The organism is Nonomuraea sp. NPDC005501 (assembly GCF_040605905.1).
Taxonomy (GTDB): Bacteria; Actinomycetota; Actinomycetes; order Streptosporangiales; family Streptosporangiaceae; genus Nonomuraea.
Window position 1 is genome coordinate 30007 of the sequence record NZ_JBEXDT010000038.1, and the last position, 22847, is coordinate 52853.

At 73.5% G+C, this 22847-nt stretch carries 20 protein-coding genes and 1 pseudogene; 7 read left to right on the forward strand and 14 right to left on the reverse strand.

The annotated features are described in order from the left end of the window. Positions 1-9: 9 nt before the first annotated feature. Positions 10-135 carry a hypothetical protein gene (locus ABZS51_RS19895; RefSeq protein WP_355442829.1) on the reverse strand — a complete coding sequence of 42 codons (126 nt, stop codon included), beginning with the start codon at positions 133-135 and terminating at the stop codon, positions 10-12. A 93-nt stretch (positions 136-228) separates the two neighbouring features. Further along, a complete protein-coding gene (locus tag ABZS51_RS19900) occupies positions 229-837 on the reverse strand; it encodes a cytochrome P450 (protein WP_355442832.1) in 609 nt (202 codons plus the stop codon). A 49-nt stretch (positions 838-886) separates the two neighbouring features. Between ABZS51_RS19900 and ABZS51_RS19905 the strand changes: the two genes are divergently transcribed. Further along, positions 887-1237 (forward strand): hypothetical protein, encoded by a 351-nt coding sequence (locus ABZS51_RS19905; RefSeq protein WP_355442835.1) that lies wholly within the window; start codon positions 887-889, stop codon positions 1235-1237. 179 nt (positions 1238-1416) lie between these two features. On the opposite strand, the gene ABZS51_RS19910 is transcribed toward ABZS51_RS19905, so the two are convergent. From ABZS51_RS19910 to ABZS51_RS19940, 7 genes and pseudogenes are all read right to left on the reverse strand, one after another. Further along, on the reverse strand, positions 1417-1920 hold the full coding sequence (locus tag ABZS51_RS19910) for a hemerythrin domain-containing protein (protein WP_355442838.1): 504 nt from the start codon (positions 1918-1920) through the stop codon (positions 1417-1419). A gap of 200 nt (positions 1921-2120) precedes the next feature. Beyond that, on the reverse strand, positions 2121-2762 hold the full coding sequence (locus tag ABZS51_RS19915) for a hypothetical protein (protein ID WP_355442935.1): 642 nt from the start codon (positions 2760-2762) through the stop codon (positions 2121-2123). A gap of 127 nt (positions 2763-2889) precedes the next feature. Beyond that, positions 2890-3075, reverse strand: a pseudogene (locus ABZS51_RS19920) (sigma factor); the annotation flags it as partial. Positions 3076-3216: 141 nt separating this feature from the next. Further along, positions 3217-4986, reverse strand: coding sequence for an NAD+ synthase (locus ABZS51_RS19925; protein WP_355442841.1), 1770 nt, complete (start codon positions 4984-4986; stop codon positions 3217-3219). Between the two features lie 52 nt (positions 4987-5038). Continuing rightward, positions 5039-6484 (reverse strand): BTAD domain-containing putative transcriptional regulator, encoded by a 1446-nt coding sequence (locus ABZS51_RS19930; protein WP_355442844.1) that lies wholly within the window; start codon positions 6482-6484, stop codon positions 5039-5041. An 82-nt stretch (positions 6485-6566) separates the two neighbouring features. Then, the gene (locus ABZS51_RS19935) at positions 6567-8474 is read right to left on the reverse strand and encodes a histidine kinase (RefSeq protein ID WP_355442847.1); all 1908 of its coding nucleotides are present in this window, start codon (positions 8472-8474) and stop codon (positions 6567-6569) included. A gap of 97 nt (positions 8475-8571) precedes the next feature. After that, on the reverse strand, positions 8572-9765 hold the full coding sequence (locus tag ABZS51_RS19940; protein ID WP_355442850.1) for an MFS transporter: 1194 nt from the start codon (positions 9763-9765) through the stop codon (positions 8572-8574). Between the two features lie 60 nt (positions 9766-9825). Between ABZS51_RS19940 and ABZS51_RS19945 the strand changes: the two genes are divergently transcribed. Further along, the gene (locus ABZS51_RS19945; RefSeq protein ID WP_355442854.1) at positions 9826-10794 is read left to right on the forward strand and encodes a DUF5937 family protein; all 969 of its coding nucleotides are present in this window, start codon (positions 9826-9828) and stop codon (positions 10792-10794) included. A gap of 9 nt (positions 10795-10803) precedes the next feature. Here the strand turns inward: ABZS51_RS19945 and ABZS51_RS19950 are convergent, their stop codons facing one another. Together ABZS51_RS19950 and ABZS51_RS19955 are read right to left on the reverse strand one after the other, a co-directional pair. Next, entirely contained in the window at positions 10804-11817 is a 1014-nt protein-coding gene (locus tag ABZS51_RS19950; protein ID WP_355442857.1) for a terpene synthase family protein, read from the reverse strand. Positions 11818-11825: 8 nt separating this feature from the next. After that, the gene (locus tag ABZS51_RS19955; protein ID WP_355442860.1) at positions 11826-12371 is read right to left on the reverse strand and encodes an EF-hand domain-containing protein; all 546 of its coding nucleotides are present in this window, start codon (positions 12369-12371) and stop codon (positions 11826-11828) included. A gap of 156 nt (positions 12372-12527) precedes the next feature. Between ABZS51_RS19955 and glnA the strand changes: the two genes are divergently transcribed. Next, positions 12528-13889 carry a type I glutamate--ammonia ligase gene (gene glnA, locus ABZS51_RS19960; RefSeq protein ID WP_355442863.1) on the forward strand — a complete coding sequence of 454 codons (1362 nt, stop codon included), beginning with the start codon at positions 12528-12530 and terminating at the stop codon, positions 13887-13889. Between the two features lie 103 nt (positions 13890-13992). On the opposite strand, the gene ABZS51_RS19965 is transcribed toward glnA, so the two are convergent. Continuing rightward, on the reverse strand, positions 13993-15144 hold the full coding sequence (locus tag ABZS51_RS19965) for a hypothetical protein (RefSeq protein ID WP_355442866.1): 1152 nt from the start codon (positions 15142-15144) through the stop codon (positions 13993-13995). A 36-nt stretch (positions 15145-15180) separates the two neighbouring features. Here ABZS51_RS19965 and ABZS51_RS19970 point away from each other — a divergent pair, with 36 nt between their 5' ends. Together ABZS51_RS19970 and ABZS51_RS19975 are read left to right on the forward strand one after the other, a co-directional pair. Beyond that, positions 15181-15951: an SDR family oxidoreductase gene (locus ABZS51_RS19970; RefSeq protein WP_355442869.1), complete on the forward strand. Its 771-nt coding sequence runs from the start codon at positions 15181-15183 to the stop codon at positions 15949-15951. A gap of 624 nt (positions 15952-16575) precedes the next feature. Next, positions 16576-17289, forward strand: coding sequence for a hypothetical protein (locus ABZS51_RS19975; RefSeq protein WP_355442872.1), 714 nt, complete (start codon positions 16576-16578; stop codon positions 17287-17289). Between the two features lie 78 nt (positions 17290-17367). On the opposite strand, the gene ABZS51_RS19980 is transcribed toward ABZS51_RS19975, so the two are convergent. Beyond that, positions 17368-18213 (reverse strand): alpha/beta hydrolase, encoded by an 846-nt coding sequence (locus tag ABZS51_RS19980; RefSeq protein ID WP_355442875.1) that lies wholly within the window; start codon positions 18211-18213, stop codon positions 17368-17370. A 115-nt stretch (positions 18214-18328) separates the two neighbouring features. Between ABZS51_RS19980 and ABZS51_RS19985 the strand changes: the two genes are divergently transcribed. Continuing rightward, positions 18329-19003, forward strand: a complete 675-nt coding sequence (locus ABZS51_RS19985) for a type 1 glutamine amidotransferase (RefSeq protein WP_355442878.1) — start codon at positions 18329-18331, stop codon at positions 19001-19003. A 21-nt stretch (positions 19004-19024) separates the two neighbouring features. On the opposite strand, the gene ABZS51_RS19990 is transcribed toward ABZS51_RS19985, so the two are convergent. Continuing rightward, a complete protein-coding gene (locus ABZS51_RS19990; protein ID WP_355442881.1) occupies positions 19025-19720 on the reverse strand; it encodes an HXXEE domain-containing protein in 696 nt (231 codons plus the stop codon). Positions 19721-19820: 100 nt separating this feature from the next. Between ABZS51_RS19990 and ABZS51_RS19995 the strand changes: the two genes are divergently transcribed. Next, complete coding sequence (locus tag ABZS51_RS19995; protein ID WP_355442884.1) at positions 19821-22808, forward strand: bifunctional [glutamine synthetase] adenylyltransferase/[glutamine synthetase]-adenylyl-L-tyrosine phosphorylase; 2988 nt, start codon at positions 19821-19823, stop codon at positions 22806-22808. The last annotated feature ends 39 nt before the right edge of the window (positions 22809-22847 follow it).

The following is a 22847-nucleotide window of genomic DNA, read 5'->3' on the forward strand; positions in this document are numbered from 1 at the left end:
GGTCGCCCGTCAGCGGATGCGCACGTTCCACTGCTCCTCGCTGACCTGCTTGAGCACCGTCCGGACGAGCAGAACGCCCATCCCGGCGACGACCAGCACACCGATGGCGAGGATGAGGATGTAGCCGATGTCCATGAGTTCCCCCCGATTTTCTCGTTACCGTCCTTTCGGGGAGGATCGGGCATCGGTTGCCTTCGCGGGAGTGGCCGGGGCGAAAGGTTGCGGCGCTCACCAGGTGACCGGAAGCTCCACGAGTCCGCCGGTGAGCTGTCCGGTCCGGGGCCGGAGCCGTTCGACGGGCACCGCAAGCCGCATGTCCGGAAATTTCTGGATCAGCTGCGAGAAGGCGGTGCGGAGTTCGATACGGGCGAGAGGCGCGCCGATGCAGTAGCGCGCCCCGTGCCCGAAGGAGAGATGCCCCGGCCCCCGCCGTGTGGCGTCGAAGGTGCCGGGCCGCTCGAACGTCGCCGGGTCGTGGTTGGCGGCGTCCGTGTCCAGCGGGACGAGATCGCCGGCCTTGACCGCGGCGCCGCCGAGTTCGAAGGCGGTCCGCGCGTACCTCGGGACGCCGGTGGTGGCCCCCGCCGGCGCCGCCCGCAGGACCTCCTCGACGGCGCCGTCCACGAGGCCGGGGTCGTCCGCCAGGGCACGCCACCGGTCGTGGTCCGCGAGCAGGAGGGCCGCCCCGAGGCCGATCTGGGCGACCGTCGTCTCGTGGCCGGCGAACAGCAGCATCATGGACCGCCTGGCGACCTCGTCGTCGGCGTCGGGCCACTCGCACAGGCGCGAGATCACGTCGTCCGCCGGTTCGCGCCGCTTGCGTCGTACGAGCTCCAAGCCGTACCGGTAGAGCTCGGCCAGCCCGGCTGCCGAGCGGGCGTGGTCGGTGGTGTCGAGGGCCGCCTCGCTCCACGCGCGGATCCCCGCTCTCGTCCGCGCCGCGGACGCCGACCCCGACGGGTTCCGGCTGCTGTTCCGCTACGCCGCCCGCGAGCCGGAGTTCCGCGACGTCCTCGACTCCTTCATGGCCACGTCCGTCGACCTCGGGCACCGGCAGCTCCGCGAGCGGGTCCCCGACCCCGGCTGGGCCGCCTGGGCGGCGCGGCTGGCCTTCGCCGTGGCCGTCGAGGGCGTCATCGCCTGGCTCGACACGGGCCGCCCCGACCCCGCGACGGCCGCCGAGCGCATCACCCGGGCGGTCCGCGGCGTCATCGCCGCGGCCTCGACGGAGCTCTGACCTCGTCGGCCCGCGCGACGGCAGGTACCGGAACAGCGGCACGCCCCTGTCGGCCCAGGACCGGCGGGACGCTCTCCGGCCGGCGGCGGAAGGGCTGCAGGAGCGCCACCTCGGGGTCTGCCGCGTCCTGTGGCCGCAGTGCCCGCGTCACCGGCTCCTGATCCGCCGCCGGGGCCGCCTCAGGGCCGCAGGAGGAAGTCAGGCGGTGACGCCGCCCAGGCGGGTGCCCGCAGGGTGTCGAGGGCGGCGACGATCTTCCGTTCCTCGTAGGTGAAGTGCGACTCGACCAGGGCCGCGAGGCCGTCGAGCTCGCCGCGCACGCGCCGGGCCTCCGCGGCGCCGGTCGTGGCGAGGCCGTCGAGGAGGTCCTGGAGCGTCCGCAGCATGTCGCTGACCTGGCGATGGTCGCGCGCCAGCTCCTCCAGGACGGGCCGCAGCTCCGGTACGTGCTCGGCGAGGGCGGGGAAGGCCACGGCGTCCTCGCCGGTGTGGTGGCGTTCGAGGGCCGAGCAGAAGGCCAGGCAGTGGGCCTGGAGCTCCTTCGGCCGCGCGGCCCGGCCATCGAGATGGGCGTCGAGGTCCCGGCGCAACCGGGCCAGTTCGGCACGGAGCCGGCGGTGAACGTCGATCAGCTGGTCCCCGAACGCCGCGAGGCGGTCGCCGGGTGTGGTGGTGGGTCGCATGGATGTCCCATGGTCCGGCGCCTCCATGCCCTCGGCGATCTGCTTGCCGGGTACACGCGACGCTGAGACCGGATTCCATCACCCGGCCGGCGCCCGGTCAACTTCACGCCGCGTTCTCCTCCCCACACCCGGCCGCAGGCCGTTGGTCGCGCTGAACGCGCCTTGAGACCTTGGGCGTTGTCGAATCGCAGCGTCAACGGTCACCGGATCCTGTCGAGGTCGATCAGGTAGAGCCGGTCGCCCACGGTGTAGCTGAGGAGCCGGCCGGTCGGATCCGTGGCCGGCAGGCCGATGCTCTGGCCCTCACCCCGGAAGCCGAGGTCGCCCGATGTGCCGGTGTCCACATCGTAGAGCCCCACGCCCTCAGGGCCGCGGTCGCCGTACACCGAGGCGAAGAAACGGTCCTGCGTCGGCGGGTTCAGCATGGCCGACCCGCTGGGCAGAGCCTTGTACGCTGAACCGTCCCGGTGCCGGGCGAAGCTCTTGTCATCGGCGGTCCGACCGAGGCAGATCGTCACGCCGCAGATCTGGATCTTCTCGCCGGGCTCGGTGACAGCCGTCCTGGTCTCGCCGGTCTCGACGTTCACGATCCGGGAGTACACGGTGCCATGGGGCTCCCCTCCCTTCCCGGGCGTGCCGATCCACGGCCAGGCGAGCAGGTGCATCCCGGCCCCTCCCTTGACCAATTCCGCCGTCCCGCCCGCGAGGGGGACGGAGTAGACCCCGCCGGTGTAGAGCGAGAACACGATCCTTTCGCCGGCCACCGCCAGCATGTCGATCCCGCTGCCGTCGCCCTTCTTGATGCTCTGGGTGCCGACGAGCCGCGGCTTCCCGCCCTCCACGGGTACGGTTCACAGGCTGGCGACGCGGTTCTTGCTGCCGGTCCACCAGGCGACGTGCCCGTTCCCCACGGCGAGACCGTTGGCGAAGCCGCTCTCGTCCTCGGGCTTCGTGCAGCCTGGCCATCGTGGTGTGTGCGTAGCTCTCGGGGTTCTCCTTGCTCCGCAGCCGGGGCCAGGCGGCGCGCAGCTTCAGAAGCGCCTCCTGGACCAGGTCGGCCGCGTCGTGCGGATTGCCGGCCAGCATGTAGCCGTAGCGCAGGAGCGCTTCGCCGCGTTCGGCGACGAACTCCGCGAAACGGGGATCAGCATCCAACAGTCGTCGCCCTTCGTCGTTCCTTCACATCTCAGAGGAACGGGGTGGGGAAACTGTTGCACGGGAAGCCTCTCACCAGGGGCGCGACCGCCCGCTGGGCAGGCGGCGCCGTATGTCGAAGGACGGCTCCTGGGACGCAGGTCAGGTGGTCTCGCGCCAGCGGTTGGTGATGGGCAGGCGGCGGTCGCGGCCGAAGTTCTTCGGGGTGATCTTCGGCCCCGGCGGGTACTGGCGCCTCTTGTACTCGGCCAGGTCCACCAGCCGGATGATCCGCGCCACCAGATCAGGGTCGTGGCCCGCGTCGATGAGCTCCCGGGAGCCCATGTCCTTCTCCACGTAGTCGTCCAGCAGCCGGTCCAGCACCTCGTACGGCGGGAGCGAGTCCGTGTCGCGCTGGTCGGGGCGCAGCTCGGCGCTGGGCTCCTTGGTGATGGAGTTCTCCGGCACGGGACGGTCGGCGCGCAGCAGGAACGACGGGTCGGTGTGCTGGTTGCGCCACCGGGCGAGCTCCCACACCATCGTCTTCGGCACGTCCTTGATCGGCGCGAAGCCGCCCGCCGAGTCGCCGTAGAGGGTGGAGTAGCCGGTGGCCAGCTCGCTCTTGTTGCCCGTGGTGAGCACCAGGTGGCCGTGCTCGTTGGACAGACCCATGAGGATCATGCCGCGGACGCGCGCCTGGAGGTTCTCGGCGGACAGGCCGGACAGCTCGATCTCCTTCTCGAACGCGTCCACGATGTCGGCGATGGGAGCGACGCGGGCGCTGACCCCCTGGCGGCGTACCAGCTCCTCGGCGTCGCCGAGCGAGTGGTCGGAGGAGTAGCGGGACGGCATGAGCACCACGTTGACCCGGTCGGGGCCGATCGCGTCGGAGGCGATGGTGGCGGTCAGCGCCGAGTCGATGCCGCCGGACAGGCCCAGGATGACCGACTGGAAGCCGTTCTTGGCGACGTAGTCGCGCACGGCCAGCACCAGCGCCGAGTACACCTCGGCGTGCAGGTCGAGCCGCTCGGCGACGACCGGGGGCTGCGGCTCGTACGGCGGGACGGGCTCGGACGACAGCACCAGCCGCTCCACGGTGATCGTGGACCCGTCGCCCGCGTCGTACGGGAACCGGCCCGGCTCGTCCGTGGACACCGGCAGGTCGAGGTCCACGGTGAGCAGCTCCTCCCGGAACTGCCCGGCCCGCGCGACCAGCTCGCCGGAGGCGTCCACCACCAGCGAGTCGCCGTCGAAGACCAGCTCGTCCTGCCCGCCGACCTGGTTGGCGTACACGAGCGCGCAGCCGGCCTCGCGTGCCCGCCGCGCGCACAGCTCCAGCCGGACGTCGTCCTTCTCCTTCTCGTACGGCGAGGCGTTCGGCACGACGAGCAGCCCGGCGCCGGCCCGGCCGACGACGGACACGGGGCCGCCCTCCTGCCACAGGTCCTCGCACACGGCGATGGCGACGTCGACGCCGTGCAGCCGGAAGACCGGCAGCCGGTCGCCGCGGACGAAGTAGCGGTACTCGTCGAACACGCCGTAGTTGGGCAGGTGGTGCTTGGCCGTGCGGGTCACCACCTCCCCCCGGTGGAGGAGGGCGGCGGCGTCGAGCGGGGCGCCCTTGGGCTGGCCGACACGGGGCGCCAGGCCGGCCCGGTCGACGTGCCCGACGACCACGGGCAGCTCGCCGAGCCCCTCGTCGCGCAGCCGCACGGCCGTCTCCTGGAGCGTCCTGACGCTGGCGTCCACGAACGACGTGCGGAGCACCAGGTCCTCGACCGGATAGCCGGTGAGGAACATCTCGGTGAACACCACGAGATGGGCGCCGCGGTCGGCGGCGTCCCGCGTCCACGCCACGAGCTTGTCGGCGTTGCCGGTGAGGTCGCCTACGGTGGGGTTGGTCTGTGCGAGGGCGATGCGCAGTTGAGCCACGCGACCAGCCTAATACGCCGTGATTTTTATCGTCCCAGCGACGAGAAGCGGGCTATCTTCCGACGGCCGTCCCGGGGGTGACCAGGCCGGACTCGTAGGCGGCCACGACGAGCTGCGCCCGGTCGATGAGCCCGAGATGATCGAGCAGCGCCGCCACCTCGGCCGCCACGGCCGGCTCGGCCAGGGCGAGGGTCCGCGCGATCTGCTGGTTCGTCAGGCCGCGGGCCACGAGCTTGAGCACGTCGATCCGGTCGTCGGACAGCCCGGCCAGCGCCGGGGGAGAGCCCGGGTCCGTACGGCCCGCGAACCCGGCGATGATCCGCGTCGTCACCGCCGGGTCGATCAGCGCGTCGCCGGCCGCCGCGGCCCGGATCGCGGCCACGAACTGCTCCGGCGGGGACGTCTTCAGCACGAACCCGCTCACGCCCGCCCGCAGCGCCGCGTACAGGTTCTCGTCGCTGCCGAACGTGGTCATCACGATCACCTTGGGCGGGCGCTCGTCCGCCAGGATCCGGCGCGCGGCGGCCAGTCCGTCCAGGCGCGGCATCTGGATGTCGAGCAGCACCACGTCGGGGCGGGTCTCCCGGGCGAGCGCGATCGCCTCCTCGCCGTCCGCCGCCTCACCGGCCGGCTCCAGCCCGGCCTCGTCGCTCAGGACGGTACGCAGCCCGGCCCGTACCAGCGCCTGGTCGTCGGCCACCAGCACCCGCAGCGCGGACCCCGGGGAAACCGGGGAAGCCGGGGACGCGGACGGCTCCTCCAGACGCTGGGCGAGCATGTCGCCCTCCAGGCGCTGCAGCCCGCTGGTCAGATCCAGCCCCAGCTCGTCCCGCCAGATCGACCGCGCCCGCCGCAGCGCGCCGAGCGCGTCGCCCTGCCGGCCGGTCCGGTACAGGGCCAGCGCCAGCAGCCGCCACGCCTCCTCGCGCAGCGGGTACGCCGAGGCGTGCGCCTCCAGGTCGGCCACCAGCGCCGTCGCCCGGCCGAGCGCGAGCCCCGCGCCGGCGCGCCGCTCCACCGCGATCAGCCGCAGCTCCTCCAGCCGTCCCGCCTCCGTGACCGCCCACGTCAGATCGGCGAACTCCGCCAGCGCGGGCCCCCGCCACAGCGCGAGGGCCTCCTCCATGGCCGTCCACACCCGCGCCGGATCGCCGTCCGACCGGACGAGGCCCTCGAACCGCCAGGCGTCCACCTGCTCGCCGCCGGCGCGCAGCGCGTAGCCGGGGGCGGCCGACACCAGCACCCCGGCCTCCTCGCGTGGGGCGCGGCCGGGTTCGAGCGCGCGGCGCAGCCGCGAGACGTACCCCTGGATGGTCGACAGCGCCTGCGCGGGCGGGTCTCCCGGCCAGAGCTCGTCGATGAGCGTGGTCACGGGCACGGCGCGACCCCCGGCCACGAGCAGGCGCGCGAGCACCGCTCGTTGCCGCCGGCCGCCGAGATCGAGGGGGACGCCGTCGGACCAGGCATGGAACGGTCCCAGCGCGGTGAATGTCAGCATGGCAGAGGTAAGCGTAGAGCCGTTGGATGTCGGGAGATATGGCGTTTTCCTACAGCGCTTCGCAGCAGGGCGGCGAGGTGCTTCACAGCGGGAGGTCCGCCTGGACGACGGTGCCGCCGCCCTCGCGCGGCCGTACGACGCAGGTGCCGCCCAGCTCGGCGGCCCGCTCGCGCATCGACGACAGCCCCACGCCGGCCCGCGCGTCCGGCGGGACGCCACACCCATCGTCGGCGACGCCCACCCGCAGCACGGCGCCCCGCCCGCTGCCCGCGGCCTCCCGCGTGAGGCCGCCTCCCGCGGCCTCCCCGGTGAGGCGCCGCAGCGTGACGTCGATCCGGGTGGCGCCGGAGTGCTTGCGCGCGTTCGTCAGGGCCTCCTGCACGATGCGGTACGCCGCCACCTCCACGGCCGCCGGCAACCCGGTCAGCTCGCCTGACGTCTCGACCGGCGCCCCGGCAAGCTCCTCGACGGCTCCCGCCAGGCCCAGCTCGTCCAGCGCGGGCGGGCGCAGGCCGTACACGAGCTGCCTGATGTCACAGGTGACCGTGTCCATGCCGGCGCGCAGGTCGGTGAGCAGCCGCTCGGCGCGCTCGGGCGAGTCGCGCAGGGTCAGCCGGGCCGCGTTGATCGACATCGCCATGCCGCTGAGCGACTGCCCGAGGCCGTCGTGCAGGTCGCGGCGCAGCCGCCGGCGCTCCTCCTCGCGGGCCGTGATGATCCGCTCACGCGAGTGCCGGAGCGCGGCCGTCATCCGTACGGCATGGGCGGCGTCCGAGATGAACGGCGCGATCGTCGCGAGCACTCGCTCGTCGTGCGCGGCCGGGAACCGCCGCCGCTCCGTCGGCCCCACCAGCAGCAGCCCCACCGGCGTGCCGTGCCGGATGAGCGGCACCGTGCGGGCCGGGACGCCGAGCGTGCCCGCCACGGTCGTGACGTCGTCGACCTCGACCGCGACGCCCGTCACGGACAGCCCTTCGCGCAGCACCTCCAGCGTCGCCAGCAGCCCGTGGCCGGGGTCGGCGAGCTGGAGGTGGAGCTTGAGCCGCTCGGCCAGCGCGTCCGGGTCGCCGGTGCTGCCGTAGAGCAGGCGGTCCACACCGCGCTGGAACAGCCGGTGCATCGGCTGGAAGAACGCCCCGGCGAACAGCGCCGCCACGAGCCCCGCCACCCGGTCCACCCCCGACAGCAACAGGCTCGACGCCGCCCCGGCCGCCAGGTAGACGCCGCCGACCATGACCAGCAGGCCGGTGCCGACCAGGGCCCTGCTGATCAGCGTGTCGATGTCGAACAGCCGGTATCGCAGGATCGCGACCGCGATCGCCGCCGGGATGAGCGGGATCCCCAGCGACGCCAGCCACCAGAACGGGTCGCCGAGCATCCACGGGACGAGCAGCCCGGGCAGCGTCACCAGCAGCCACAGCAACTGCCGCCGTTCGACCGCGTCACCCCTGGCGAACCGCACGGCCAGCGACACGAACGCCAGCCCCATGGCGGCGGCGACCGTCCAGTGGGCCGCCTCCCGCAGGGGATGGCTGCGGACGGACACGGCGGCCCAGTCAAGGGCGACGCCGGCCAGGGCCAGACCGGCCACCCACCCCCACCTCCTGGCCGGCAGCCTCCCGGTCGGGTAGAGGAGCGGCAGGAGGACGCCGAGGGTCAGCTGGCCGACCTGCCAGGTGACGTTCACGATCGGCCAGTGCAGCGGCGGGCCGTCGATGAGCAGGTTGAGGTTCGCGGCCAGGATGTTGGCCGCCGAGCCCAGCCCGCCCACCACCAGCAGCCACCCGATGACCAGGCGCGGCCTGCCGTGCACGAGAACCGCGCCGAACAGCGAGAACGCCGTGCCCGCGACGTCCTCGGGGGCGAACGGCAGCGGCGTGTACGACGGCTGCGGGAGCTGGGCGGTCACCCAGATGTCGGTCAGCTCGAAGACGACGGCCAGCGCGGCGAGGCCGATCGCCACCCCTCGCGCCCGTCCGGCGTGGCGCATCCCACCCGTCCTTTCGACCCCGTGGACTTCGCTCGGGGAGGAAAATATCGGGCGGATGCCACCATCCGATCAACAGCCGCTCAACGCCGGGTGGAGGTCAGCGGCGGCGGACGGCGGGGCCGAGGGCGAGCATGCCGGCCGCCGACACCAGTCCCAGCCCGCCGATCGTGAACCACAGCGCCTCCGGCCCGACCCCCAGCAGGGTCCCGCCGAGGAGCGGGGCCAGCACCGAGGACGCCGACCAGGCGAACCCCGACAGTCCCGCGTACCGGCCGCGCAGGTGGGCGGGCGCCAGCCGGGCCACGACCGTTCCGGCGATGCCGGCCGTGATGATCTCCCCGACCGTCCACACGACGATGGTCAGCGCCAGCCCCGTGACGGTGGTGACGAACGCGGTCAGCCCGAACCCGGCCGCCATGACGGCCAGCCCCAGCGCCATCGTCCGCGACGGGTCCCGGCGGCCCAGCCATCCGGACACCACGGGCTGCACGACGACGATGAGCACCCCGTTCAGCGCCATGGCCAGCCCGTAGTCGCCGGTCGGCATGCCCACGGCCTTGGTCATCGCGACCGGCAGCATCGTCACCGTCTGGGAGTACATGAGCGCATTGCCCAGCATGACCAGCGTGAACCCGACCATCACCCGGTCGCGCAGCACCACCCCGAACCCGCCCGCCGACTCCTGAGCCTCCGGGCGGGTCTCCGGGACGGCCCGCCACACCAGCACCGCGAACGCCACGCAGGTGGCCGCGTCGATCCAGAACAGCCAGGAGAACCCCATCCCCGCCAGCCGCCCGCCCACGGTCATGCCGAGGGCGTACCCGAGGTTGATCGCCCAGAACAGCAGCCCGTAGGCGCGCGGGCGCTCCTCCGGCGAGACGAGGTCGGCGACCAGCGCGCTGGAGGCGGGCCGGTAGACGTCGATCACCAGGCCGAGCAGGAACATCGCGGCCGTGATCGTGGTGAGTGAGGTGCTCGCCCCGAGCCACAGCATCACGGCGGCGGTGGCCAGCATGCCGCCCGCCAGCGTGGCCCGGCGGCCGATCCGGTCGGCCAGCACGCCGGCCAGCGGCTGCGACAGCAGCGACCCGGCGCCGAACACCGCCATCACGGCCCCGGCCGCCGCCACGGGCATGCCGCGCTCCTGCGTCAGGTAGACGCCGGTGAACGGCATGACCATCGTGCCCAGGCGGTTCACCAGCGTGCCGCTCCACAGGGCCCAGAACGGGCGCGGCAGCCCGCCGAGCGCGGACCGCAGGAAACCGGGCTTGTCCATCAGGGGCGTACTCACGGATCAAAGAGTGATGATTCCGGCCGCGATCGGCGAACGATTTAGGGCACACTAAAACGTGTGGCGGTGACATGGGTGCTGAAACCGGAGGACGTGGCACGCATCAGGTTCGCGTTCTCGCCGTTGTGGGAGCTGGTCGCCAGCCTCCGGACGCTGCGCGATCCGGCCCGGCAGTCGCTGCACCTGCCGTGGATCAAGTGCGTGCGTCCTCGCCTGGCCGGGCTGGACATGGAGGAGCTGTTCGCGCTCGTGCCCCCGGACGGCTACCTCGTCGACTTCGTCACCCCACCGCCCGACACGCCGCTGCCCGACCTCGCCACCGAGCTGGAGACGGTACGGCGGACCCCGCCGGAGCGGGCGCGGGCCGAGGCCGCCCGGGTCGTGGGCTCCGACCGGGCGGTGATCGAGCGGTTCCGCGCCGACCCGGCGGCCGGGGTGGCCCGCGTGGCCGACGCGCTGGAGGCGTACTGGGAGACGTGCCTGGCGGAGTTCTGGCCGCGCGTGTACGCGCTGCTGGAGCGGGACGTGCTGCGCAGGTCGCGGCTGCTGGCCACGGGCGGCGCGCGCGAGCTGTTCGCCGGGCTGGACCCGGCCGTGTCGTGGACGGGGGAGCGGCTCGTCGTCGAGCGGCCCTGGACCTGCTCGATCGGCGGGCTGCACGGCGACGGGCTGCTGCTGGTACCCAGCGCGTTCTTCTGGCCCGCCACGGCCGTCATGTCCGAGCCGTACCAGTCGATGCTCGTCTACCCGGTGTCCGGCGTCGGCACGCTGTGGGAGCAGGGACCGCCGCCCGCGCCCGGCGCGCTCGCCGCGCTCATCGGGCGCAGCCGGGCGCGGATCCTGCTCGCGCTGGCCGAGCCGGCCACCACGTCGGCGCTGGCCGACCGGATGGCGATCACCCGGGGCGCGGTCAGCCAGCACCTCGGCGTGCTCAGCGACAGCGGGCTGGCCATGGGCCTGCGCGTCGGCAAGGAGGTCGTCTACCGGCGCACCCCGACGGGCGACGCCCTCGCCCTCCACGCCCCCTGACCCGGGTGTTCACGGGCGCGCGTACCGGGTGGACTCCACCAGCCAGTCGATGTGCGCGCGCGGCGCCGCCAGATACGCGCAGGCGACCTTGCTGACGTCGCGCGCCACGCGCGGCCCCAGCTCGTCGAGCGGCAGCCGCCGCGCCGCCCGGTTCATGTCCTGGCAGCGCTCGGCGATCCGGTCGAGCACCCAGGCCACCGCCTCCGGCTCCGCCAGCCCCAGCTCGCGCGCCGCGACCACCACCAGGTTGTGCCCGTCGCCACGCTCCTTCGCCCGGGACGCCACGTCGTTGCACCACGCCGTCACGTCGTTGCAGGCGTCCACCAGCTCCCGCCACGCCTCGCAGCCGTGCAGCCACGCCGGCGCCTCCACCCGCAGGCACGGCTCGACCAGGTCGAAGACGTACGGGCCGACGGTCGCGCGGCGCAGCGCCGGGTACTGCCGCAGCGTCGGCACGAGGCCCGCCGCGCGGTTGGCCGCCTGCGCGCGGCAGGCGTCGTGGTGGCGGGCCAGGTTCGCGGCGAACCTGGCCCGCCACTGGTCGCTCATCCGCACGCTCGTCACCCGCCACAGGTCCGCGAACGCCGCCTCCAGCGGATGCGCGGAACGGCCCTCCAGCAGCCCCTGGAAGATCTCCAGCCGGCCCGGCCCCTCGTCCATCTCGTCGTCCAGGTGGAACAGCCACGTCAGCCACTGCGCGAACAGCGCCGCCGCGGCGGCGTCGAACTCGGCCAGCGCCCGCCCGGCGATCCGGTGGAACCCCACGCCCGGGTCCGCCTCCAGCCCGGTGCGCCTGGCCCAGTCGGCCACGGCCGCCTCGATCGCGTACACGGCCGGGTGCATCCGGCACGGCGCGGCCAGTGCCGGGACCCGCTCCGTCAGCGCCATCAGCGCCGCGGGGCCGCCGCCCGTCCAGGGCTGCTCGCCCGCACCGGGAGCCTCCGGTTCACCGGCGCGCGGGGCGGGCGCCAGCGGCTTCCAGTGCAGCACGGAGCGCAGCGCGGTCCGCACGGTCGCGATCACGGGGATGCTCACAAAGGCCCGAACAGCCAGTTGCCGGCCGCGCCGGGGTCCTCGCCCGTGTAGTACTGCCGGGCCGCCGCGACCAGCTCGTCCACCGTCAGCGTCCCGCGTCCCGTCCGGTCGAGCCGGTCGAAGGCCACGTCCACGTCGTCGTACGCGGTGCCGAACGCGCCGAGCATCGTCCGGAACTCGCGCCGCCCGACCAGCCCGTCGCAGTCCGGGTCGCACAGCGCAGCCACGGCCACCGTCGCCGGCCGGAACACCGGCTCGTACCGGTCACCCGACACGAACGCCCCGCGCATGCCCTCCCGGAAGTCCTCCCGCGACAGCCGGGACTCGCGGTCGCGGCCGAGCGCGTCCGCGAGTGCCGCCCAGATCGCGTCGAATCCGTCGACGAGCCCGCTGCCGGTGACCGACGTCGGCGACTCGCCGAAACCCACCAGGACACGCGCCCCCAGCCCCAGCAGGTCCTCGCGCTCGACCGAGCCGGCGCCGCCCGCGTCGATGTGGTCGAACGCCCGATCCAGCTTGTGATTGAGCAGGTCGATGGCCACCCATGCCTCCCCCGAGACCGACTGCGTGATCACAGTAGGTCGGGGCGGCCGGTTTGTCAGCGAGGCTCGCACCGGCACCCCACGTAACGTGTGCGAAACACGGACACGGCATGCTGGTAGGGACACGATGACTGACTGTCTTCATGAGGGGATGCCTTGGACCGCCAGCAGGAGTTCGTGCTCCGCACACTCGAGGAACGCGACATCCGGTTCATCCGGCTCTGGTTCACCGACGTCCTCGGCTTCCTCAAGTCCGTGGCCATCGCGCCGGCCGAGCTCGAGGGCGCCTTCGCCGAGGGCATCGGCTTCGACGGGTCGGCCATCGAGGGCTTCGCCCGCGTGTACGAGGCCGACATGCTGGCCAAGCCCGACCCGGCGACGTTCCAGATCCTGCCGTGGCGCAGCGAGACGCCCGGCGCGGGCCGCATCTTCTGCGACATCCTCATGCCCGACGGCTCGCCCTCCCACGCCGACCCGCGGTGGGTGCTCAAGCGCACGCTCGCCAAGTGCGCCGACATGGGGTTCACCTTCTACACCCACCCCGAGATCGAGTTCTTCCTGCTCAAGAGCCGCCCCGAGCCCGGCCGGCGGCCCGAGCCCATCGACTCCGGCGGCTACTTCGACCACACCCCGCACAGCTCCGGCCACGACTTCCGCCGCCAGGCGATCATGATGCTGGAGTCGATGGGCATCTCCGTCGAGTTCAGCCACCACGAGGGCGCCCCCGGCCAGCAGGAGATCGACCTGCGCTACGCCGACGCGCTCACCACGGCCGACAACATCATGACGTTCCGCCTGGTCATGAAGGAGGTGGCGCTGGAGCAGGGCATCTGGGCGTCCTTCATGCCCAAGCCGTTCACCGAGCACCCCGGCTCCGGCATGCACACCCACATGTCGCTGTTCGAGGGCGACCGCAACGCCTTCTACGAGGCCGGCGCCGACTACCAGCTGTCCAAGGTGGGCCGCTCGTTCATCGCCGGCCTGCTCAGGCACGCCGCCGAGATCACCGCCATCACCAACCAGTGGGTCAACTCGTACAAGCGGCTCTGGGGCGGCGCCGAGGCCATCGCCGGCCAGGGCGGCGAGGCCCCCTCCTACATCTGCTGGGGCCACAACAACCGCTCGGCCCTGGTCCGGGTGCCCATGTACAAGCCGCACAAGGGCGGCTCGACGCGGATCGAGTTCCGCTCGCTGGACTCCGCCTGCAACCCGTACCTCGCCTTCGCCCTCGTCCTCGCCGCCGGCCTCAAGGGCATCGAGCAGGGGTACGAGCTCCCGCCCGCCGCCGAGGACAACGTCTGGACCCTCACCAGCGCCGAGCGCCGCGCCCTCGGCATCCGGCCGCTGCCGCAGTCGCTCGACGAGGCCATCGCCGTCATGGAGCAGAGCGAGCTGGTCGCCGAGACGCTCGGGGAGCACGTCTTCGACTTCTTCCTGCGCAACAAGCGGGCGGAGTGGCGCGACTTCCGGCGCCAGGTCACGGAGTTCGAGCTGGGCCGCTACCTGCCGGTGCTGTAGGCCCGAGAAGCAAGGCCTTCACGAGGGGGGCGCGCTCCGCGCGTGGGGACGCTCAGGCGTGCTCCCCAGGGGGCTCCGCCCCCTTCGACCCCCGGCGGGCGCCTCACCCGTTACGGCTGTCGACTTCGATCTGCTCGTCCGGGCGATATCCGTAGGCCGCTTCACGCACGGCGGCGTCGTTCTCCAGTATGGCGCCGAACGCGCCGCCGATCGTGGCAAGCGAGGCGGCCAGCCAGGCAAGGCGCGCGTAGTCGCCCAATCCGCCCGCACGGCGGATCTCGCCTTCGAGGACCGTCGGGGTGATGAGGACCAGACTGGCGACGTAGGAGATCACCAGTTCCGCCGCGTAGAGCGTGACCACTCCGATGAAGATCGTCAGCGCCGTGGTGAGGTTGAACAGCAGGACCCGTTCCCGTACCTCTGGACGCACGTCGCCCCTGGGCAGCTGCTCCCACAGCCTGTGCGCCATCACGAGCGACCCGCAGATGATCGCCGCGGAGCCCACCGTCAGCACCAGCAGGTGCCCGTACCCCAGGCCGTTCATGATCTTCCAGATGCCCGGGGAGGTGACCACGAACGCGATCGTGGTCAGCGCGGCCACCAGGGCGCGCGAAAGACCGACGATCAGCCGCCAAGGACGGTTCATCCGGACCATGCCCAGGAGCAGGCGCAGGTTGCCCGGCGTCATCGCCGTCACGAACCGGAGCGTCCGCTCGCCTTCCAGGTCGGCGCGCCCCACCGGGGAGGCGATCTCCTCCAGGCGCTCTCTCACCCGCCAGCGCCATCCGCGGCGTTTGGCGACACGCTTGCGGACAGCCTCGTCCCCTCCGAGCAACCCCTCGATGAGGCTGAGCACGGCACGCTGGAGGTTGCCCTCGAGCGCGACCGCGCCCAGCGCCGGTACCGAAACGAGTCCGACGCCCTGGGAGACGCTGGCGTGCGCGGTCACGGGACGGCGCCCCACGTGCAGGGGGAGGTCGGTGAGACAGATGCAGAGCGTCCAGCCTTCATCGAGCAGCCGCCTGCGTGCGATCTGTACGAGATCCTCGTTGGCCCCCGCCGGTCCCGCCAGCCTCTCCAATCTCAGCTCGGTCTTCCAGGTGAACCCCGGATAGTTGGCGTTCAGCAAGCCGGGCAGATCGTTCATGACGTGCTCGGCGAGTCCGTACGTCGGCCCGGGGGGCGCGAGCAGGCCAATGACCATCGTCTTATGGCCACCGGACGAATTCGGCTCCCCCTGGCCCGGATCGCTCACTTTCGGCCCGTACCCGCGAAGGCGATCGCCAACCGCATGGTGGCCGACCTGGAGACCGGCGAGCAGCTCAACCGTCCTCAGCACCATCGTGAGCCGAGTCCGTGGAGCGTGGAAGAAGCGGACGGCGGGCTTGTCATGGCGGGTGGCCATCGCGCGGTGCTGTTTCAGCAGGTTGATGCCGCACTCAACGGCATGCCGGGCCGGGTAGCGGTCGGGTCGAACACCGGCGGCCGACCACCGCGCGACCCGCCTGCTCGGCGATGGGCGAGTTGGTCGACCTTGTTCGGGATCACCGCCCGGATCCCCCGGGCGTCACGCGGGCCGCAGCAGCGCGGCAGCGGCCGAACGGAACCGTTTGACGACAGGCCTGGCGTCATCCGCCCGGGCGGCAACGACGACGGCACAGGGCTCCACGCCGTCTACGGGAACGAACGTGAGATCGGACCGGGACGCGTGCGCCGAGCCCGCTGGAGCCATGGTCAGCGCGTCCCCACCGGCCACCAGTTCCAGCTTGTCCTCAAGCGTCTCAGCCGTCGGGCCGGACGGTGCAGGCCCGCCGTCGGGGCGCGGGTCGATGCGCCAGAACGCGTCCATCTCGGCCCGGGAGCGATCGCCACGGGCATCTGGGCGAAGCTCGGGACCTCCGTGGAGGCGGCCAACGCGATGATGGCCGAGCGCATCCCGCTCGGCCGGCTCGACACCAGCGAGGAGGTCGCGCAGGTCGTCGCCTTCCTCGCCTCGCCCGCAGCGGCCTACGTGACCGGCGAGAACATCGTGGTCGGTGGTGGTTCCGCGCTGCGCGCGTGACCATGACCAGTGCAACCGAACGGCGCGGTCACCGCGGTGGCCGGCACCGGCCTGACGCGCCTGCACCAGGACCGCGCGAGGGCCGAGCCCGTTCACCGGCCACTCCCACCGACGCACGGCACCGGGCGGGCGGGGGTGCGGTGAACGAGGGGGCTGGACGTGAAGGGGCGGCGAGCGCGGGAAAGGGTCGCAGGGTCGAGGGGGGAGCGAGGTGGGGGCTCACGCCTGTGACGTTACGCCGCCCGGCCGTCACGCGTCTCCACCCGTGTGCCCGCACGGCACGCGAGAAAGCGGATGCGAGAGACCGGATGCGAGCGGGCTTCGCGGAGTGATCAGCGTCACTTCTCACGCCGAAGACACATGCGTGCAATTTAGCGCCCGTATCTTACGGGTACGGCTGTTCCGCCACCCCCAGGAGCCCTCCCAGGAGTCGCGCCGCGGGCGCGTCGCGCTTCGGTACGGCTGAGCGGGAAGGTTCTGGTGGGTCCGGTGTGTTAGATCCTGGTGCAGGCTGGTGGACAGCCATCCCTGCCGACACAGGCCGTCCGGATCTCCGGTAATATCGGCCTGCTTTATTTGAAATTTCGGATTTTCGCTTGTCAGAGCGATATGGGAGGGTGAGGCATGACGACGGCTGCCCTGCAGACCGTGTTGACCGTTCCCGAGCGTTTCCGGGGACCGGTGGGCGTCGCCAACGGCGGCTGGATAGCCGGGACCATGGCGGACGCGTTCAACGACAACCGCTCAGCCGTCGAAGTCACCCTCCATGCCCCCACCCCGCTGGAAACCGAGCTGCGGCTGGAGCACGTCGCCAACACCGTCACCCTCTCCGACGGCGACCGGCTGCTCGTCGAGGCCATCCCGGTCGCGCAGGACCTCGACGCCCCCGAGTTCGTCCCGTTCAAGGACGCGGCGCGGGCCGAGGCCGGCTTCGCGGGCTGGAAGGGTCACGCCTTCCCCGAGTGCTTCGCGTGCGGTCTGCGTGAGCCCGGCGACGGCCTGCGCGTCTTCCCGGGTCCGGTCGAGGGCAAGGACGTGGTCGCCGCCGGCTGGCGGGTTCCGCACACGGTGGTCGACGAGGACGGCGTTCCCGGCTCGATCGTGGGCGCGGTGCTCGACTGCATCACGGGCTGGGCGCACTTCCAGCCCGGCGAGTCGGCGCTGCTCGGCCGGCTGACCCTGCAGATCCACCGGCGCGTGTACCCGGGCGGCGCCTACTCCGCCGTGGCCCGCGCCACCGGCCGTGAGGGTCGCAAGCTGTTCGGCGAGAGCGCGATCTACGAAGTGGACGGCACGCTGGTCGCCGCCGCCCGCGCCACCTGGATCGCTCCCCGCTGACGCCCTGACGACGTCGGCTCCCGGCCCCGGAACCCACGAGGTTCCGGGGCCGTTCGCATCCCTGGACCCGTGCGGGGCTCAGCCGGTGAGGCGGGCGGCGACCAGCGAAGCGCAGCGCTCGTCGAACAGGATCGTGTAGTGGTTGCAGTCGGCCACCACCTCGTCCTCCAGGCGCGGCAGCCGGGCCGTCCAGGCGGCGGCCAGCTCGTCCGGCAGCATGCCCGTCTCCTGGTCGAGCAGCCCGCGCGGCGCCCGCAGCAGCGAGACGGGGGCCGTGATCGAGGTCAGCGCGGCGCCGATCTCCTCCGCCTCCGTCAGCAGCCAGCGGCCGTCCTCGCGCACCGCCTCCCGGGCGGCGCGTGAGCGCAGCGCCCCCGGCGGCCCGGTCAGGTCGTAGCGGACGTACGCCTCGACGTCGTCGTTCCAGGCGTTCACGAAGGCCGGGTGCGACCGGAAGAAGGCCACGTAGTCCTCGGGCGTGGCGAAGGTGCGGGACAGCCGGGCGAGCCCGGGGCCGAGCGTGGCCGCCAACGCCGCGTCCGGGTCGGTGCCGGCCGGGAGCGGCAGCGGCAGGCCGCCGTCCACCAGCACGACCCGGGCGAAGTCCCGCCGGGCCGCCGCCAGTGCCGCCACGTACGCGCCCATGGAGTGCCCGGTCAGAACCGCGCCGCTGTCCGCGCCCACGTGGTCGGCGACGCGCAGCACGTCCTCGGCGTGCCTCGGCAGCCCGTACGGCCCGGGCAGCCCGGCGCTGTGCCCCCGGCCGCGCAGGTCCATCGCCACCAGCGACCAGCCGTCCGGCAGCCGCCGCCCCACCGCCGCCCACGCCATGAGCGACGCGGTGATCCCGTGCACCGCGATGACCACCCGCGGACCGTCCCCGAACCTGGCGAGCCGCAGTCCGCCGACCTCGTCCACCCTCATGGACGGGATCCTAGGGACAGATCGCTCGGTCCGGTACGCCCGGGGACCTGTCGTCTCCTCCCGTACGGCACCGATGAGGAGACTTTGGGCGACAAAGCTGGATAAATTACGCGGTATGCGGATCACCGTGATCGAGCACGAGGCCGAGGCGGGGCTCGGCTACCTGGCCGGGTGGCTCGGCCCGGCCTGCGACGTCGTCCGGCCGTACCGGGGCGAGGAGGTGCCCGAGCGGGCCGCCGACGGGCTGGTCGTGCTCGGCGGCGAGGCCGCCGCCTGGGAGGACGAGCGCTGTCCCTGGCTGCCGGCCACCCGCGAGCTGCTGCGCCGCTCCGTGCTCGACGGCACTCCCACTCTCGGCATCTGCCTCGGGGCCCAGCTCATGACGGTGGCCTGCGGCGGGACCGTCGAGCGCGGCGGCGAAGGGCTGGAGGTGGGGCTCTGCGAGGTGACCGCGCTGCCCGAGGCCGCCTCGGACCGGCTGATGGCCGGGATCGGCACGGCGGTCGCGATCCAGTACCACCAGGACGTGATGTCGCGGCTGCCGGACGGGGCGGTGCCGCTCATGACCGGCTCCCGGTACCCCAACCAGGCGTACCGGCTGGGGGAGAGGGCCTGGGCGGTGCAGTTCCACCCGGAGGCCACACCCGACATCTTCGCGTCGTGGGCCGGGTCGTCGCCGCCGGAGGGGGCGGAGGAGCTGGTCGCGGCGGTCCGGGCGGCGGAGGACAAGCTGGTGTCGGTCTGGCGCCCCATGGCGGAGGCGTTCGCGTCCGTCGTCAGAGGCGCCTGAACGAGGCGCCTGAACCCGTTCTCAGTACCAGCGGTCGCGGGACCGCGAGGTGGGCCGGCCGCCCCGGTCCCGGCGGCGGGTGACGGCGCGGGCCGCCGCGTGGACGCCCGCCAGCAGCAGCGGTACGGCCAGCGCGCCCACGGCCGACGAGCCGCGGGGCGGGGCCGGCACCCCGGCCTCGCGCAGCCGTCGCCGCGCCCACACCGTGAACGGGATCACGACGAGCGGCGCGGTCACCGCGCCGGGCGTGTAGCCGCGGGTGACCGCCGCCTGCGCCAGATGGACGACGCCGTGCAGCCCGAAGGCCGTCAACGCCGCCTGGAACGCCGGACTCCGCCCACCGGTGCGCGCCCCCGCGGCCGACAGCGCCGCCACGGCCCCGCCCATGAGCCCGATCGCCACGGTCGTGTGCGCCCGTGACACGTCCAGCCGTTCCCACGGGACGCCCGGGAAGAGCCGCCGGAGCCTGGGGCCGGCCCGCCCGGCCCAGCCGGGCATCGTGACCAGCTCCTCGGCGTCGTGCACGGCCCAGGCCGCCAGCAGCCCCCACGTCACCACCGCCGGCACCACCCCCGGAGCCGCCGCACCCGCCGAAGCCCGCCCGGAGACCGCACCCGCCTCCGACACCACCTTCGACACCGCACCCGCCCCCGGGACCGGAGCCGTCCAGGTGGGCGCCGTCACCCCGACGGCGCCGCCATGCGCATGAGACCTCATCTGTCCGTCCTCCCCCATCGCCGAAACACAACGCCGAAACACAACGCAACGTTGCGTTCCACTTTATGTCCCTCGCGCGCCGGCCTGTCAAGATGGAGGGGTGCCCAGGATCGAGTCCACCGCCGCCAGGCTCGCCAAGCTCGGGTTCGCCGACGGAGCGACCGCCGCGCGGCTCCTGGAACAGGCCGGGGGCGAGCTGGACGACCTGCTCGACGGGCTGGTCGAGGTCGCGGACCCCGACCTCGCGCTGCTGTCGCTGACGCGGCTGGCCGAGCGGGCCCCCGAAGCGGCCGCGGCCCTGCGCGGCGACGAGCGGCTGCGCGAGCGCGCGCTGGCCGTCCTCGGCGTGAGCGCCGCCCTGGGCGACCACCTGGTCCGCCACCCCGGCCACCTCGCGCTGCTGGCCTCCACCGAGCCGGGTGACTCCCGCGCCGACCTGCTGCGCGCCGTCGGCGCCGACCCGGGCGACCCGCTGCCCCGCGCGGCCACGCCCGCCTCCTCCTCAGGCGGCCGCCATCACCCGGGCGACCCGGCCGACCCCGGTGCGCTGGTCGCGCTGCGCGTCGCCTACCGTGGCCGGCTCCTGGGCCTGGCCGCGCGCGACCTGACCGGCCAGGCCACGCTCAGCGAGGTGACCGCCGAGCTGTCCGACCTCGCGGGCGCCGCGCTGGAGGCGGCCCTGGCCATCGCCCGCGCGGAGGTCGACGCCGAGGACGTACGGCTGGCGGTGATCGGCATGGGCAAGGCCGGCGCGCGGGAGCTCAACTACATCAGCGACGTCGACGTGATCTTCGTGGCCGAGCCGCGCGACGGCGCCGACGAGACCAAGGCGCTGCGCGCCGCGACGCGGCTGGCCCAGACCATGATGCGCGCCTGCTCGGCGGCCACCTCCGAGGGGGCGCTGTGGGAGGTCGACGCGGGCCTGCGCCCCGAGGGCCGCAACGGGCCGCTGGTGCGCACCCTGGCCAGCCATCTGGCCTACTACGGCCGGTGGGCCAAGACCTGGGAGTTCCAGGCGCTGCTCAAGGCCCGTCCCGTCGCCGGCGACATGGAGCTCGGCGCCTCCTACGTCGAGGCGGTCAACGACCTGGTCTGGTCGGCCGCCACCCGCGACCACTTCGTCGAGGACGTCCAGGCCATGCGCCGCCGCGTCGAGGAGCACGTGCGCGCGGAGGGGGAGCGGCAGATCAAGCTGGGGCCGGGCGGGCTGCGCGACATCGAGTTCGCCGTGCAACTCCTCCAGCTCGTCCACGGGCGGCTCGACCCGCTGCTGCGCCGCCGCGCCACCCTGCCGGCCCTGGCCGCGCTGTCCCGGGGCGGTTACGTCGGCCGCGACGACTCACGCGGCCTGGCCGAGGCGTACACGTTCCTGCGCCAGGTCGAGCACCTGCTCCAGCTCCACCGGATGCGCCGCACGCACGTGCTGCCCACCGACTCCGCCGACCTGCGCCGGCTGGGCCGCGCGCTCGGCATGCAGGCCGACCCGGTGGGGGAGTTCACCGCCCGCTGGCGCCGCCACGCGCGGGAGGCGCGGCGGCTGCACGAGAAGCTGTTCTACCGGCCGCTGCTCCAGGCCGTGGCCCGGCTGCCCGACACCGAGGCCCGGCTGTCCACCGCGGCGGCCTCGGCCCGGCTGCGGGCCCTCGGCTACGTCGACCCCGACGGCGCGCTGCGCCACATCGCCGCGCTCACCTCGGGGGTGTCGCGGCGGGCCGCGATCCAGCGCACCCTGCTGCCGGTCATGCTCGGCTGGTTCGCCGACACGCCCGACCCCGACGCGGGGCTGCTCGGCTTCCGGCAGGTCAGCGACAAGCTCGGCACCACGCCGTGGTACCTCCGGCTGCTGCGTGACGAGACCGCCGTGGCCGCCCGCATGGCCCGCGTGCTCGGCGCCAGCCGCTACGCCACCGGGCTGCTCATGCACGCCCCCGACGCCGTGGCGCTGCTCGGCTCGGACGAGGACCTCGCGCTGCGCGCCCCCGAGGCGCTGCGGGCCGAGGCGTCCGCCGCCGTGACGCGGCACGCGGCCGACCCGGCGAGCGCCGTCGCCGCCGTGCGCGCCCTGCGGCGCAGGGAGCTGTTCCGCACGGCCGTCGCCGACCTGTTCGGCCTGGCCGGCATCGAGGAGGTCGGCGTCGCGCTGTCGGCGCTCAACGACGTGACGCTCCAGGCCGCCCTCGACGCGGCCGTCGCCAAGGTCCGCGCCGACCGGGGAGCGGAGCCGCCCACCCGGTTCGCCCTCATCGCCATGGGCCGGCTCGGCGGCATGGAGTCGTCGTACGCGAGCGACGCCGACGTCATGTTCGTCCACGACCCGCACCCCGGCGCCGGCGAGCGGGAGGCCGGCGACGCCGCCTTCGCCATCGCCAACGAGCTGCGCCGCCTGCTCAGCCTGCCCGCTCCCGACCCGCCGCTGCCCATCGACCCGGACCTGCGGCCCGAGGGCCGGCAGGGGCCGCTGGTGCGCACGCTCGCCTCCTACCGCGCCTACTACGCGCGCTGGTCCTCGCCGTGGGAGGCGCAGGCGCTGCTGCGGGCCCGCTTCTGCGCCGGCGACGCCGCGCTGGGCGCGGAGTTCACCGCGATGGCCGACGAGCTGCGCTACCCGGCCGGTGGCCTGCGCGAGGAGGCCGTACGCGAGATCCGGCGCCTGAAGGCCCGGATGGAGGCGGAGCGGCTGCCGCGCGGCGCCGACCCCGCCCTGCACACCAAGCTCGGCCCCGGCGGCCTGTCCGACGTCGAGTGGGTCGCCCAGCTCCTCCAGCTCCGCTACGCCGGCGCCGCCACGTCCCTGCGCACCACCCGCACCCTGGAGGCGCTGCGCGCGGCCGTCGCCGAAGGGCTGCTGACGGAGGCCGACGAGGAGGTGCTGGCCGAGGCGTGGCAGTGCGCCTCCCGTATCCGCGACGCCATCATGCTGGTCAAGGGGCGGCCCGGCGACAGCGTCCCGGCCGACGCCCGCGAGCGGATGCGGCTGGCCCGCACGCTCGGCTACCCGCCGGAGGGCTCCGAGGACTTTCTCGACGACTACCGCCGCGTCACCCGCCGTGCTCGCCAGGTGGTGGAACGCGTCTTCTACGGCTCCTGAGCCCGTTCCCCGGAGATGTGAGCCGTTGCGTCCCGCGCC

Bases quoted from the DNA above. Each gene is read 5' to 3' on its own strand.
- ABZS51_RS19895 (WP_355442829.1), bottom strand. From the start codon at position 135: ATGGACATCGGCTACATCCTCATCCTCGCCATCGGTGTGCTGGTCGTC.
- ABZS51_RS19910 (WP_355442838.1), bottom strand. From the start codon at position 1,920: ATGCGACCCACCACCACACCCGGCGACCGCCTCGCGGCGTTCGGGGAC.
- ABZS51_RS19930 (WP_355442844.1), bottom strand. From the start codon at position 6,484: ATGCTGACATTCACCGCGCTGGGACCGTTCCATGCCTGGTCCGACGGC.
- ABZS51_RS19935 (WP_355442847.1), bottom strand. From the start codon at position 8,474: ATGCGCCACGCCGGACGGGCGCGAGGGGTGGCGATCGGCCTCGCCGCG.
- ABZS51_RS19970 (WP_355442869.1), top strand. From the start codon at position 15,181: ATGGTGGCCGACCTGGAGACCGGCGAGCAGCTCAACCGTCCTCAGCAC.
- ABZS51_RS19975 (WP_355442872.1), top strand. From the start codon at position 16,576: ATGACGACGGCTGCCCTGCAGACCGTGTTGACCGTTCCCGAGCGTTTC.
- ABZS51_RS19980 (WP_355442875.1), bottom strand. From the start codon at position 18,213: ATGAGGGTGGACGAGGTCGGCGGACTGCGGCTCGCCAGGTTCGGGGAC.
- ABZS51_RS19985 (WP_355442878.1), top strand. From the start codon at position 18,329: ATGCGGATCACCGTGATCGAGCACGAGGCCGAGGCGGGGCTCGGCTAC.
- ABZS51_RS19990 (WP_355442881.1), bottom strand. From the start codon at position 19,720: ATGAGGTCTCATGCGCATGGCGGCGCCGTCGGGGTGACGGCGCCCACC.